This window comes from Gordoniibacillus kamchatkensis (genome assembly GCF_000829455.1).
GTDB lineage: Bacteria > Bacillota > Bacilli > Paenibacillales > NBRC-103111 > Gordoniibacillus > Gordoniibacillus kamchatkensis.
Genome location: NZ_JXAK01000001.1, coordinates 105594 through 118738, shown reverse-complemented (window position 1 = coordinate 118738; position 13145 = coordinate 105594). Strand labels below are relative to the sequence as shown.

The following is a 13145-nucleotide window of genomic DNA, read 5'->3' as shown; positions in this document are numbered from 1 at the left end:
GGGGAGGATGGCGATTTGCTGGAACGGTTGAAGGAGGAAGTGCTGGCAGCGAACCTGGATTTGCCTCGTTACCGGATGGTGACGTTTACGTGGGGGAACGTCAGCGGCATCGACCGCGAGCGGGGACTCGTCGTCATTAAACCGAGCGGCGTTCCTTACGAGGAGCTGAAGCGGGGCGATCTGGTTGTCGTCAACCTGGAGGGCGAAGTGGTCGATGGCCGGCTGAAGCCGTCGTCGGATACCCCGACGCACGTGATGCTGTACCGCTCGTTTCCGTACATCGGCGGCATCGTGCATACGCATTCGCCGTGGGCGACGAGCTGGGCGCAGGCGGGACGGGGCATTCCGGCGCTCGGCACGACGCACGCCGATTATTTTTACGGCGAGGTTCCCTGCACGAGGCCGATGACGCGGCAGGAAATCGAAGGTGCTTACGAGCGCGAGACCGGCAGCGTTATTGTCGAGACGTTCCGCGAGCGGGGGCTCGATCCGCTCCAGGTGCCCGGCGTGCTGGTACACGGCCACGCCCCGTTCGCGTGGGGCAAAGATGCGCATAACGCCGTGCACAACGCGGTCGTGCTGGAGGAAGTGGCCAAGATCGGGCACCGGGCGTATGCGCTGAACCCGGACCTCCGGCCGATGGATCAGGCTTTGCTCGACCGCCATTTTTTGCGCAAGCACGGGGCGAACGCGTATTACGGCCAGACCGGAACGAATTAAGGAAAGGAGCGGGCCTTTATGACGAACAAATACGCGATCGGCATCGATTACGGCACCCAGTCGGGGCGGGCGGTGCTGGTCGACCTGGACAACGGCGCGGAGCTGGCGGACCACGTCACGCCATATCCGTACGGAGTCATCGACGAGCAGCTGCCGGATAGCGGCGTGAAGCTGGAGCACGACTGGGCGCTGCAGCATCCGGGCGACTACATTGAGGTGCTGCGCCGCTCCGTGCCGGAGGTGCTGCGCATGGCTGCCGTCGATCCGGCGGACGTGATCGGCGTCGGCATCGATTTTACGGCATGCACGATGCTGCCGGTCGATGCCGCCGCACTCCGCTTTGCCTGCTGCCGGAGTACAAGCGGAATCCGCACAGCTGGGTCAAGCTGTGGAAGCACCATGCGGCTCAGGACGAGGCGAATCGCATCAACGAGCTCGCGGCGGCGCGCGGCGAAGCGTTCCTGCCGAGGTACGGCGGCAAAATTTCGTCGGAGTGGATGATCGCCAAAGCGTGGCAAATTTTGAACGAGGCGCCGGACATTTACGAGCGGGCGGATTTGTTCCTCGAAGCTACGGACTGGGTCGTGTACCGGATGACGGGCGCAATCGTCCGCAACAGCTGTACAGCCGGCTACAAGGCGATTTGGCATAAGCGCGAAGGCTACCCGAGCCGGGAGTTTTTCAAAGCGCTCGACCCGCGGCTGGAACGGCTCACGGAGACGAAGCTGCGCGGCGCGATCGCGCCGCTCGGCACGAAGGCCGGCGAGCTGACGGCGGAGATGGCCGCGCTGACGGGACTCAAGGCCGGCACCGCGGTGGCCGTCGGCAACGTCGACGCGCATGCGGCCGTGCCGGGCGTCGGGCGGTCGTCGCCCCCGGGCAAGCTGGTGATGGCGATGGGCACGTCCATTTGCCATATGCTGCTCGGCACGGAGGAGAAACGGGTCGAAGGCATGTGCGGCGTCGTGGAGGACGGCATTATTCCGGGTTATCTCGCTATGAAGCCGGCCAATCGGCGGTTGGCGACATTTTCGAATGGTATGTGGAGGAAGCGGTGCCGGCCTATGTGAAGGAAGCGGCGAAAAAAGACGGCGTCAGCGTGCACGAGTGGCTGGAGCGCCGGGCTGCGGCCTACAAGCCGGGCCAGACCGGGCTGCTGGCGCTTGACTGGTGGAACGGCAACCGCTCGGTGCTCGTGGATACCGATTTGAGCGGGCTGCTCGTCGGCTGCACGCTGCTGACGAAGCCGGAAGAAATTTACCGCGCGCTGCTGGAAGCGACGGCGTTCGGCACGCGCAAAATCGTCGACGCGTTCCACGCCAGCGGCGTCGCCGCCAGAGAGCTGTACGCCTGCGGCGGACTGCCGCAAAAAAACCGGCTGCTCATGCAAATATACGCCGACGTGACGAACCGCGAGATCAAAATCGCGGATTCGAAGCAGACGCCGGCGCTCGGCGCGGCGATGTTCGGCGCTGTGGCGGCGGGCAAGGCGAAGGGCGGCTACGACTCGATCGTCGAGGCGGCGCAGCGCATGGGCCGGGTGCGGGAAGAGGCGTTCAAGCCCATTCCCGAGAACGTGGCCGTCTACGACAAGCTGTACGAGGAATACACCCGTCTGCACGACTACTTCGGGCGCGGCGGGAACGACGTCATGAAGCGGCTGAAGGCGCTAAAGGAGCAGGCCGCGCACGAATCCAATCCATCATAAAGGAGCTTATGCCCTCATGCTTGCGATAAAACCTTACCGCTTCTGGTTCGTTACCGGAAGCCAGCACTTGTACGGCCCGAACACGCTGCAGCAGGTCGAGGCCCATTCCCGCACCATAACGGCCGGGCTGAACGGAGATGCGGCCATCCCATACGAAATCGTGTTCAAGCCGGTGCTGACGACTCCCGACGCCATTCGCCGCCTCGTGGTGGAGGCGAATGCGGACGACGATTGCGCCGGCATCTTGACCTGGATGCATACGTTCTCTCCGGCCAAAATGTGGATCGCCGGTCTCGCCCAGCTGCACAAGCCGCTGCTTCACCTGGCGACGCAGTACAACCGCGACATTCCGTGGGATACGATCGACATGGATTTCATGAATTTGAATCAGGCGGCGCACGGCGACCGCGAGTTCGGGTTCATCGCCGCGCGCATGGGCGTCGCCCGCAAAATCGTCGTCGGCTATTGGGAAGACCAAGCTGTGCGCGCCCGCATCGGCGGCTGGATGCGCACCGCCGTCGCTTTTGCCGAGAGCCGCAGCCTCAAGGTCGCCCGCTTCGGCGACAACATGCGGCAGGTGGCCGTCACCGAAGGAGATAAAGTCGAAGCGCAACTCCGGCTCGGGTGGGCGGTGAACGGTTACGGCGTCGGCGATCTGGTGCAGCGCGTGAACGCCGTTTCCGATGCGGACGTCGCCCGCCTCATGGACGAGTACGCGGAGCTGTACGAGCTGCCGACCCCCGGCGAAAATGCCGCGCTTGAAGCGATCCGCTATCAAGCGCGCATCGAGCTCGGGCTGCGCTCCTTCCTGGAAGAAGGCGGCTTCGGCGCGTTCACGACGACATTCGAGGACTTGCACGGCTTGAAGCAGCTGCCGGGCCTCGCCGTGCAGCGGCTCATGGGGCAAGGCTACGGCTTCGGCGGCGAGGGCGATTGGAAGACGGCCGCGCTTGTGCGCCTGATGAAAATTATCGCCGGGAACGAAGGGACCTCCTTCATGGAGGATTACACGTACCATCTCGATCCGGAGAACGAGCTCGTGCTTGGCGCGCACATGCTGGAAATTTGTCCGACGATCGCGGCCGGGAAGCCGCGGCTGGAAGTTCATCCGCTCGGCATCGGCGGCAAGGAGGACCCGGCGCGCATGGTGTTTAACGGACGCTCCGGACCGGCGCTTAACGCCTCGATCATCGACCTGGGCAGCCGCTTCCGCTTGCTGGTGAACGAGGTGGAAGCCGTCGGACCGCAGCAACCGATGCCGAAGCTGCCGGTGGCGCGCGTGCTGTGGCGGGTGCAGCCGAACCTGAAGGACGGCGTCGAAGCGTGGATTCGCGCCGGCGGTGCGCACCATACCGGATTTTCGTACGTTGTCGCGACCGAGCAGCTGCATGATTTTGCCGAGATGGCCGGCCTCGAATACGTCGTTATCAACAAAGACACGAACCCGCTGGCGTTCCGGAACGAACTGCGTCTGAACGACATGGCGTGGAGGCTGCGCTAAACGGCGAGCTCGAAATACGTGTATGAGAAAGATAAGGCCACCGTCGCCAGAATGACGCTTCCCCCCGCGGTGCCGGCTCTTTGCGGGAACGTAACCGGCTTGGGCAGGGAGTGCTTGCGTCAAGCTTGGACGGTCAAACGTTATATGCGGATTTTCGCCGCTGAAGAAGGCGTCCTGCTGCGCCTTCTTCTTTTTTGCGTCGGCGGCGCATACGCTGTAAGGAGACAGGGCTGGCAAGCAAGCCGCAACACGGGGGGATCGCGATGCTGCGGAAACGGGGCTGGAGAAGCCGGAAGACGGGCAGGAATGGCCGCAAAACCAAGTGGCTGATCGCGCTGGTCATCGCGGTCTTGTTTATGATGCAAACGTTTATTTATATTGAGCGCAATATGAAGCCGCCGCTAATGAGCCTGGCGAAGGTGCGGGTCCGTCAACTGGCGACGGAAGCGATCAATACGGCGATCGCAAACCGCATTTCGCAAAACGTCGACTTCGAGAAGCTGATCGAGTGGAAATCGGATAAGAACGGCAAAATTACCGGCTTCATGCTGAACTATGCGGAGCATATGCGCATCGCCTCCGATACGACGAAGACGGTGCAGGGGCTGCTGGACAACATGAAGGCAATTCCCGAGCATATCCCGCTCGGGCAAGCGATGGGCAGCGCCATACTGGCCTCCTTCGGGCCGAACGTTCCGATCAGGCTGACGCCTGTCGGCGTGGCCAAAGTCGATTTGAACACCCGTTACCAGAACGCCGGCATCAATACGATTCTCGTCGAGGTGTACATTCATATCGTTGCCGAGGTCAACGTCATCATCCCGTTCGATACCGAGCCCGAGATCGTGGAGACGGAGCTGCCTGTCTCGTATTCGCTCGTCGTCGGCGACGTGCCGATGTATTACTTCGACAACAACGGCAAGCCGGTCGGAAACGAGCTGCCGCCGCCAACGCTGTCGATTCCGACACTGCCGAACTCCGGCGGCGGGGCCGGAAGCGCCGCTCCGCTCAATCCCGGCAGCGGCGCAGGGGGACCGGGCGGCGCCGCGGCCCACACAAGCTCCTGATCACTAATACGCCCCCGCGACGGTTGCGGTCGCGGGGGCGTTTTGAATCCGTTTATGAGTCTTTCGTCCGGCGTTGCTGCCGCTCTTCACGTTCCCACTTGCGCAAATGCGGGTACGGGTCGAACGACCAGTCGCTCAGCCCGCTGTCGCGGTACATGCCGAAATGCAGGTGCGGCGGGAACTTGCCGGACGTCCCCGGCCTGCCGTAGCCGGAGCTGCCCATCCAGCCGAGCGTCTGCCCGGGGGTGACGGCGTCTCCGACTCGCAAATTTTTGCTGTAGCCGGACAGATGGGCGTAATAATAATAGACGTTGTTCAGGTCGCGGATGCCGATGCGCCAGCCGCCGTAAAGGTTCCAGCCTTTCATTTCGATAATGCCGTAGCACGCGCTGCGCACCGGAATGCCGTAGGAGCCGAAAATGTCGGTGCCCTCGTGGATACGCGCGCCGTGCCAGTTGCGGGAGGCACCCCACGTGCTTGCGTACGTATAATGGGAACCGAGCGGCACGACGAACGAATGCTTGTGCAAATCGAGCCGGCCGAACGTGCGGTACAGTTTGGCGAACTGTCCGATGCGCTCCACGGCGCGGCTGTTCTGGTAATAATCCCACAAAGCGCGGCGGCGATCGTCCTCGCTCGGGCCTCGTTTGCGCATCATGGCGGCGAGCGACGCCATCAGGTCGGCGTCGTTCGTCCGATCCGCCGCCCCGTCGCCGTCGCGTCCAGACCGAGCCCTCCGTAAAAGGCAATCGTCGCTGGATCGGTGTCGGCCGGACTCGGGTTGAGCGCGCCGGCCCAAGCTTTATCGGAAAAATGGATAGTTAAAATGCCTTTCGGCGGCGGCAGTTTTCTGACTTTAGCCATCGTCCGCTCGTATTGGTCGACGGCGGCGAGCTCGTACCAAGGAATGCCGGTGAGCCAGCCGGCCTGCTCGTACCATCGCATCCGTTCCGTATACGTTTGCTTCTGTTCGGTCGCCGCCGGCTGCCCGGCAGCGCTCGCGGAACGAACTGCGGTCAAACATGGCGCACAGAAGCCGATCGCTGCTGCGATGCCGACTGCCGCAATGTTGCGTATCACCTTCACATGCCCTCATTCCTTCCTGCAATGAGTAACGTTAGCATGAACCGGCGCGGCTTGTTTTATCCAATGGCGGGCACGTTTTCAACAATTGGCGGGCGTGTTACACTACAGGAAAAGAAAGTGAGGCCGGAGCCGCGCGGGGAATCTGTAGCCGTTGGCGGCGCCATTGAACCTAAGGAGGGCGAATAGGATGAGCGGCAGCCGCTTTCATCATCCGGACGAGCACGTAGACCCCGGTATGCTCGTGCTTCAAGCCAATATCGACGACATGAATCCGGAATGGTGTTCATACATAGGGGACCGGTTATTCGACGCAGGCGCAAACGACGTATTCTGGATTCCGATCATTATGAAGAAAGGTCGTCCCGGCGTCATGCTGAACGTACTGGTGGCGGAAGACCGGCTGGAGGCGGTGGAGCAGGTCGTATTCGCCGAGACGACGACGATCGGGCTGCGCTACATGCAGGTCACCTGCCATCGGCTATCGCGCCGCTTCGTCCCGGTCGACACGCCGTGGGGCGTCGTGAGCGTCAAAGCCGGCTACCACGAAGGCCGCCTGAGCCAGTTCGCCCCCGAATTCGCCGATTGCGAACGCGTCGCCAGGGAGCACGGCGTGCCTCTAAAAGCAGTGTATGACGAGGTGCGGCGGCGTTTTCTGAACATGCGGGACGAGCACTGAAGGGGCTTTTGGGCTGCTGCGCTGGGGGACGAGCCGTACGGGATCTTTAGTTGCAAGGAGTGAGTTTGAGGGTCGATGGTGCCACGTTATCGCGCAGGCGACCGAACGGCGGCCTCCGCAATAGCGTTTCCCGTAACTAGTGGCACGGTTCGACTGTAGGGGAGGCGGCTCGGTGGCCGCTGCAATTGCTGTTTGGGTAATTGCAGCATGGGGTTGAGTGGAAAATGCATCTGCAATTGCTTTTTCGGCAACTAGAGTTACGGTTTAGGCAGTAGGGCGGCTCGGTGGCCGCTGCAATTGCTGTTCAGGTAATTGCAGCATGGGATAGTGCGGAATGTGTATCTGCAATTGCGTTTTCGGCAACTAAAGTCAAACCTTTAACTGGCTGTGATAATGCTTGGCAAATGCAATTGTCGAACTTAGTTCCAATGTTTGTGATTCGCATTTACCGTCCAGGAATGGGTACGCTCCTTCCCCTTGCCTTCCGGAATCAGCCATCCTGCATCAGTTAGCCGCCCTAAGCGAGTTCTAGCATAGCGGTAACCGCAGCCAAATAGCTCTCGCACGTCCTGAAGCTTAAGAGGGCGTCCCAAGCGAAGCGCCAGTTTGACGATTTCTTTTTCCCGCATTCGGCTTCCTTCATCGGTTTCTGCCCGTCCCCGAACAGGCGGCCCATCATTTGCTGCAGCAACTGTTGCCATAGCCGCGGACGTTCGCGGACATCATCATAACCGATCCGCACCACGATCCAACCGTCATTGAGCAAATGCATTTGCCGCACCCATTGGTCGCAAAACTGACGTCGCGACGTAACCGTCTACTTCGATCGCGACCTTGATACCGGACCGAATATAAGCGAAATCGATAAAACGAGCCCCTTCGCCGAAGTCGGTTACTTCATATTCCGGATGCAAACAATCGAAATGGCCGAACGCTGGCCACCAGACATGGCGCAGCATTTCCCGTTCCGCATGCTGATGGCCATTCTCAAGCCGCCGTCGGCGCTCGCCGGACCTATTGCGGATATGATGCTCCAGCCATTCCCGGTGCGTCTTCTCAAACATCAAACATCCTCACTTTCCCGAAAACATGAAACGCCGCCTCCCGGGTATCCCCGAGATGCGGCGCATGCTTTGCAGCCTTGGATTATTTAGGTAATGACAGTATATACCGCTCATGCCGGAGGCGCAAGTCCATCCTTTTAGCTGTGCTGTTGACCATGGCTGTCAGCTTGAAGGTGACGTTGCACATCGTCATGATCTGGCTTATGGCAGTAAAGGTGTACATGCGAGAGCTAATGTTTGTGGTCGTGAACATGCCCGCTTTGGCCGTGATCGTGGCTATGGCTATGGCTGTATGGCGTTTACGGGAGTGTTAATGTTTGTGGTCTTGCGTATGCCCATGTTCATGTGAGTATCCATGCGAATGTACTTGTCCGTGCTCGTGTGTGTGTCCATGCCCATGTGAATGTCCTTGACCGTGGTCATGGCTATGCTCATGTGCGTGTCCGTGCGAGTGCCCGTGTCCGTCGCCATGCGTATCGCCATGATCGTGGCTGTGCGCATGGCTGTGTCCGTGACTATGGTCGTCCCCGCGAACATGCTTATGCCCATGCTCGACCCCGTGCGAATGACCATGCGAATGACCATGCGAATGACCATGCCCGCCTTCACGCTGGTGCTCATGACCGTGCTCCCCGTGATGGTGGTGATCGTCATGATGGTGATCTTCATGGTTGTGGTGATGATGGCTGTGCGCCTCCAGCGCATGGTCATGATGCAGCTGCCACTTGGCCATATACGGCTCCGAGCGGCCGATGACGGCCCGCAGCACGTTCGGCTGGTTCGGCAAGTCGCGCGTTCCGGCGCCGTAGCCGATGGACTCGACGATCATCGGCGGCAGCCCTTTGGAAAATTCGTTCACCATTCCCGCGATAATGCCCGCTCCCGTCGGCGTCGTCATTTCCATCTGATATGGCGTCGGCGCGATCGGCAGCCCTTTCATCATCTCCAGCGTAGCCGGCGCAGGTACAGGGTAAATGCCGTGGTCGCAGTGGACCGTACCGGACCCGAGCGGCACCGGCGAGGCGTACACCCGCTCGACGTCCAGCGAGTCGAGAGCGAGCGCGACTCCGACGACGTCGGCGATGGAATCGATAGCCCCTACCTCGTGAAAATGGACCCGATCGAGCGGAATGCCGTGGATCTTGCCCTCGGCAACTCCGATTTTCTCAAAGATAGCGAGCGCCAATGCCGTCGCCCGCGCGCTCAGCCCGGCGGCCTCGATCATGCGCACGATGTCGGCGTAATGGCGATGATGCGTCGGCGGATGGTTCGGGTCGGGATGTACGTCCACTTTCAAGGCGGAGATGCCGCGTTTTACGACCCGCTTCCACTCCAGAGAGAATGGCTCCGCACCCAGCTTCGCCAGCTCTTGCTCGACGTAGGAAGCGTCCGCGCCGGCATCGACGAGCGCGGCGAGAGTCATATCGCCGCTAATTCCCGAGAAGCAATCCAAATAGATGATCCGCATACAGCCGATACCCTACCTCTTCGTTCGATTTTGGTTGATAAGCCCGGCAAAGTAGCCGGCGCCGAAGCCGTTGTCGATGTTGACGACGGATACGCCGGTAGCGCACGAATTCAGCATCGTCAGCAGCGCGGACAAGCCGCCGAAAGAAGCGCCGTAGCCGACACTCGTCGGTACGGCCACTACAGGCTTCGCCACCAGCCCGCCGACGACGCTGGCGAGCGCGCCCTCCATCCCGGCGACAACGACAATGACGTTCGCTTCGCGAATGACGGGCAGTCTCCGCAGCAGCCGATGTATGCCTGCCACGCCGACGTCGTATACTTTCTCGACGTGGGAGCCCATGCATTCGGCGGTGACGGCCGCTTCTTCAGCTACTGGCAAGTCCGACGTGCCGGCGCAGACGACGGCGATGTAGCCGTCATGCACGGCCAAAATCGGCCGCTTAAACCACGTAACACAGCGCGCCGTCTCATGATAAATGGCACCCGGCACCGCCGCCAGTATCGCCTCGGCCTTGTCCGGGGAAACGCGCGTGGCCAGCACCCGGTCGGCGTTTTCGGCAAGCCGCCGGAAAATTGCCGTAATCTGCTCCACGGTTTTCCCTTCGCCGAATATGACTTCGGGAAAGCCTGTCCGCTGCTGGCGGTCCAGGTCGAGCTGGGCGAAGCCGAGATCGGCGACGCGCTGCTCAAGCAGCGCTCCGGCAACATCGCCGTCCTCGTGCCGCCCGTCGCCCCCAGCCGCATGGACGGCGGGAGCGTCCGCATTTCCGCTGTGCAGCAGCGAAGCGATGCGCCGCTGCGCGTCGGCAACGTCCAATGCACCGCCCCGGACGTCCAGCAAAATTCGCTCCAGCTCCGCAGAGCCGTTCATTTCACCGCTCATACCGTCGCCTTCCCTGCGGCCGCGGACGCTGCAGCCCCCGTCCCAGCAGCTTTCGTCGCTGCGGACAGAACTTCGTTCATGCTTCCCGTCCGGTAGCCTTGCAAGTCCAAGGTCACATATTGGAACCCGAGCGACTTGAATTTCTCATGAATGGCCTCGCTCAGCTCGACGATCTTCATCATTTCGTCCGGCATCACTTCGATGCGCGCAATTTTATCGTGGTGGCGCACCCGCACTTGGTAGAAGCCGAGATCCGCGAGGAACGCCTCGCCCTCGTCGAGCTGGTCGATCTTCCACCGTTCAATCTTGGTGCCGTACGGGATGCGCGACGAGAGGCATGCGAACGACGGTTTGTTCCACGTCGGCAAACCGAGCTCCTTCGACAGCGCGCGTATTTCGTTTTTCGTAAGGCCAGCTTCCTGAAGCACGCTGCGTACGCCTTGTTCGTTTTTGGCCTGCAGTCCCGGCCGGTAATCGCCAAGATCGTCCACGTTCGAGCCGTCCAAAATGAACGGTAGCGAGCTCGGCGGCAATAGCCCGCAGGTGCGTATATAGACCGGTTTTGCAATGGTAGCAGCGGTCCGGATTGTTGGCGACGAAATTGGCGTTCTCGAGCTCTTTTACTTCGGTTTGATGCAGCTTCACGCCGAAATCTTCGGCAAGCTTGACAGCCGCGTCAAACTCTCGCGTCGGGAACGTCTCGGACGCCGCCGTTACCGCCAGCACGCCGTCGCCCAGCTCCTGCTGCGCCCGCTTCAGCACGAACGTGCTGTCCACGCCTCCGGAGAAAGCGACAAGCACGCGCCCCATTCCCCGCAAAATGTCCCCGAGACGGCGGTCTTTCTCGCGCACATCGGCAGTTATCGTTTCCATGTCCAAGTCCCTCCAGATCTGCTTCCCCCAGTTTATTTCCCAGTGTATCACAAATAGCCCGGCGTTGCATGAGGGGGCGAAAAGGAAATGCGGCGGACTGGCGGCTGTCCGGAGAGGCGCCCCCCGTCCATACGGAAATTCGGACGCAGTCTGGATTAAGCGTTTACTCCGCCAATCGCTTCCGGTAATATGGAAATTAATGGTGGCAGAACGATTTGCCTGCTTTATAGTAGAAGGGAGGATTTCCGATGAAAACTTTGAAGGAACCTGGCAAGCCTGCTGGCCGCAACGTCAGCAGTGTCCTGGAAACCGTAGATGTTGAAAGCGGCGAGCGCACAGTGCTGGCCGAGTTCGACTATCTCGTCGAAGCGCCGAACTGGACTCGCGACGGCGCGCGCCTCATTTACAACAGTCTTGGCCGCATTTATTCTTTCGACATCAGCTCGCGGGAGAGCACCGTGATCGACTCGGGGTATGCCGTACATTGCAATAACGACCATGTGCTATCTCCCGACAATAAGCTCATCGCGGTAAGCCATCACACGCAGGAGGACGGACAGTCGCGCATTTATATTCTACCCATAAGCGGAGGAGTTCCGGTCCTCATCACCTCTATGGCGCCCAGTTATTTGCACGGCTGGTCGCCGGACGGCGGTCAATTGGCCTACTGCGGGGAGCGGAACGGCCAATACGATATTTACACGATCCCCGTCAGCGGCGGGGTGGAAACGCAGTTGACCGATCTGCCGGGCCTGGACGACGGTCCCGAATATTCGCCGGACGGCCGATATATTTGGTTCAACTCGGTGCGCACGGGCCTTATGCAGGTATGGCGCATGAAGGCCGACGGAAGCGAACAGACGCAGATGACATTCGACGAAAGCAATAACTGGTTTCCGCACGTGTCTCCCGATGGCGAATCCGTAGCGTTTCTCGCCTACCGCAAAGGGGATGTCGCCCCGGGCGACCATCCGGCTAACAAGAACGTGGAAATTCGGCTCATGCCCAGCGCAGGCGGCGAAAGCCGCACATTGGTCAAGCTTTTCGGGGGGCAGGGCACGATCAACGTCAATTCCTGGTCGCCCGACAGCAAGCGGCTCGCTTTTGTGAGCTATCGGCTGAAGGAGCAAAACTGACCGCCGAGTGGGCATTGCCATGGAATCGTGGTATAATAATGAAAATTCACGTCACAAAAGGCGGACTTCACGATTATGGCGACCAAGACCTATTTGCGCAAGCCGGAATGGCTCAAAATCCAGCTCAATCCGAACGATCACTATAAAGAGTTAAAGCAGATGATGCGCAGCAAGACGCTCCACACCGTATGCGAGGAGGCGAAATGTCCGAATCTGCACGAATGCTGGGCGAACCGGACGGCGACGTTCATGATTCTCGGCAACATTTGCACCCGGGCGTGCCGGTTTTGCGCCGTAACGACAGGGCTGCCGACGGAGCTTGATTTGCAGGAGCCGGAGCGGGTCGCGGAAGCGGCGGAGCAGATGGGACTCCGCCACTGCGTCGTCACGTCAGTTGCCCGCGACGATCTCGAGGACGGCGGCGCCTCGATTTTTGCCGCGACGATCCGCGCCATCCGGCAGCGGCTTCCGCTTTGCAGCGTGGAAGTGCTCATTCCCGACTTCCTCGGCCGGCGCGAATCGCTGGAAACGGTGCTGGCGGCGAAACCGGACATTTTGAACCACAACGTGGAGACGGTCGAGCGCCTTTCCGACCGGGTGCGCTCCAAGGCGAAGTACGCCCGGTCGCTCGAGCTGCTGCGGCGGTCGAAGGAGATCGCGCCCGATATTCCGACGAAATCGAGCATCATGGTCGGAGTCGGCGAGACGTGGGACGAAATTTTGCGGACGATGGACGATTTGCGCGCTGCGGACTGCAACATTATGACGATCGGCCAATATTTGCAGCCGACGAAGCAGCATTTGCCCGTTCTCGCTTATTACACCCCGGAGCAGTTCGCGCAGCTGAAGGAAGAGGGAATGAAGCGCGGCTTCCGCCACGTGGAGTCCGGCCCTCTCGTGCGCAGCTCTTATCATGCCCACGAGCAAGTGCAATCGGCCGCCCAGGCGCCGATCGGCTGAC

Annotated in this window: 10 protein-coding genes and 3 pseudogenes; 7 read left to right on the top strand and 6 right to left on the bottom strand. The window is 60.7% G+C overall.

What is annotated here, in order from left to right; translation table 11 throughout:
- Positions 1-15 precede the first annotated feature (15 nt).
- The 4 genes and pseudogenes from araD (at position 16) to yunB (ending at position 4996) form a co-directional block, all read left to right on the top strand.
- Entirely contained in the window at positions 16-720 is a 705-nt protein-coding gene (araD, locus tag SD70_RS00540; protein WP_041044756.1) for an L-ribulose-5-phosphate 4-epimerase, read from the top strand.
- Between the two features lie 18 nt (positions 721-738).
- Positions 739-2428: pseudogene (locus tag SD70_RS00535) on the top strand (ribulokinase).
- Between the two features lie 16 nt (positions 2429-2444).
- Positions 2445-3929 (top strand): L-arabinose isomerase, encoded by a 1485-nt coding sequence (gene araA / locus SD70_RS00530; protein ID WP_041044755.1) that lies wholly within the window; start codon positions 2445-2447, stop codon positions 3927-3929.
- Positions 3930-4192: 263 nt separating this feature from the next.
- Positions 4193-4996, top strand: coding sequence for a sporulation protein YunB (yunB, locus tag SD70_RS00525; protein WP_082053017.1), 804 nt, complete (start codon positions 4193-4195; stop codon positions 4994-4996).
- Between the two features lie 52 nt (positions 4997-5048).
- On the opposite strand, the pseudogene SD70_RS00520 reads toward yunB, so the two are convergent.
- Positions 5049-6049, bottom strand: a pseudogene (locus SD70_RS00520) (M23 family metallopeptidase).
- A 220-nt stretch (positions 6050-6269) separates the two neighbouring features.
- Here SD70_RS00520 and larC point away from each other — a divergent pair.
- Positions 6270-6758, top strand: a complete 489-nt coding sequence (larC, locus tag SD70_RS00515; protein WP_041044754.1) for a nickel insertion protein — start codon at positions 6270-6272, stop codon at positions 6756-6758.
- Positions 6759-7275: 517 nt separating this feature from the next.
- Here larC and SD70_RS32645 read toward each other — a convergent pair.
- The 5 genes and pseudogenes from SD70_RS32645 to larE form a co-directional block, all read right to left on the bottom strand.
- The gene (locus tag SD70_RS32645; protein WP_052486900.1) at positions 7276-7530 is read right to left on the bottom strand and encodes a hypothetical protein; all 255 of its coding nucleotides are present in this window, start codon (positions 7528-7530) and stop codon (positions 7276-7278) included.
- Entirely contained in the window at positions 7514-7822 is a 309-nt protein-coding gene (locus SD70_RS32640; RefSeq protein ID WP_052486899.1) for a hypothetical protein, read from the bottom strand. The genes SD70_RS32645 and SD70_RS32640 overlap by 17 nt, the downstream gene beginning before the upstream one ends.
- Before the next feature lie 310 nt (positions 7823-8132).
- The gene (locus SD70_RS32635) at positions 8133-9290 is read right to left on the bottom strand and encodes a LarC family nickel insertion protein (protein ID WP_052486898.1); all 1158 of its coding nucleotides are present in this window, start codon (positions 9288-9290) and stop codon (positions 8133-8135) included.
- A 12-nt stretch (positions 9291-9302) separates the two neighbouring features.
- Positions 9303-10175 (bottom strand): nickel pincer cofactor biosynthesis protein LarB, encoded by an 873-nt coding sequence (larB, locus tag SD70_RS00500; protein WP_231570965.1) that lies wholly within the window; start codon positions 10173-10175, stop codon positions 9303-9305.
- Positions 10172-11048 (bottom strand): annotated as a pseudogene (gene larE / locus SD70_RS00495) (ATP-dependent sacrificial sulfur transferase LarE). Before larE ends, larB begins: the two are co-directional and overlap by 4 nt.
- Positions 11049-11296: 248 nt before the next feature.
- Here larE and SD70_RS00490 point away from each other — a divergent pair.
- Together SD70_RS00490 and lipA are read left to right on the top strand one after the other, a co-directional pair.
- A complete protein-coding gene (locus SD70_RS00490) occupies positions 11297-12184 on the top strand; it encodes a TolB family protein (RefSeq protein ID WP_052486897.1) in 888 nt (295 codons plus the stop codon).
- Positions 12185-12259: 75 nt separating this feature from the next.
- Positions 12260-13144 (top strand): lipoyl synthase, encoded by an 885-nt coding sequence (lipA, locus tag SD70_RS00485; protein WP_041044753.1) that lies wholly within the window; start codon positions 12260-12262, stop codon positions 13142-13144.
- The last annotated feature ends 1 nt before the right edge of the window (position 13145 follow it).

Bases quoted from the DNA above. Each gene is read 5' to 3' on its own strand.
- SD70_RS00490 (WP_052486897.1), top strand. From the start codon at position 11,297: ATGAAAACTTTGAAGGAACCTGGCAAGCCTGCTGGCCGCAACGTCAGC.
- larC (WP_041044754.1), top strand. From the start codon at position 6,270: ATGAGCGGCAGCCGCTTTCATCATCCGGACGAGCACGTAGACCCCGGT.
- SD70_RS32635 (WP_052486898.1), bottom strand. From the start codon at position 9,290: ATGCGGATCATCTATTTGGATTGCTTCTCGGGAATTAGCGGCGATATG.
- SD70_RS32640 (WP_052486899.1), bottom strand. From the start codon at position 7,822: ATGTTTGAGAAGACGCACCGGGAATGGCTGGAGCATCATATCCGCAAT.
- yunB (WP_082053017.1), top strand. From the start codon at position 4,193: ATGCTGCGGAAACGGGGCTGGAGAAGCCGGAAGACGGGCAGGAATGGC.
- larB (WP_231570965.1), bottom strand. From the start codon at position 10,175: ATGAGCGGTGAAATGAACGGCTCTGCGGAGCTGGAGCGAATTTTGCTG.
- SD70_RS32645 (WP_052486900.1), bottom strand. From the start codon at position 7,530: ATGCATTTGCTCAATGACGGTTGGATCGTGGTGCGGATCGGTTATGAT.
- lipA (WP_041044753.1), top strand. From the start codon at position 12,260: ATGGCGACCAAGACCTATTTGCGCAAGCCGGAATGGCTCAAAATCCAG.
- araA (WP_041044755.1), top strand. From the start codon at position 2,445: ATGCTTGCGATAAAACCTTACCGCTTCTGGTTCGTTACCGGAAGCCAG.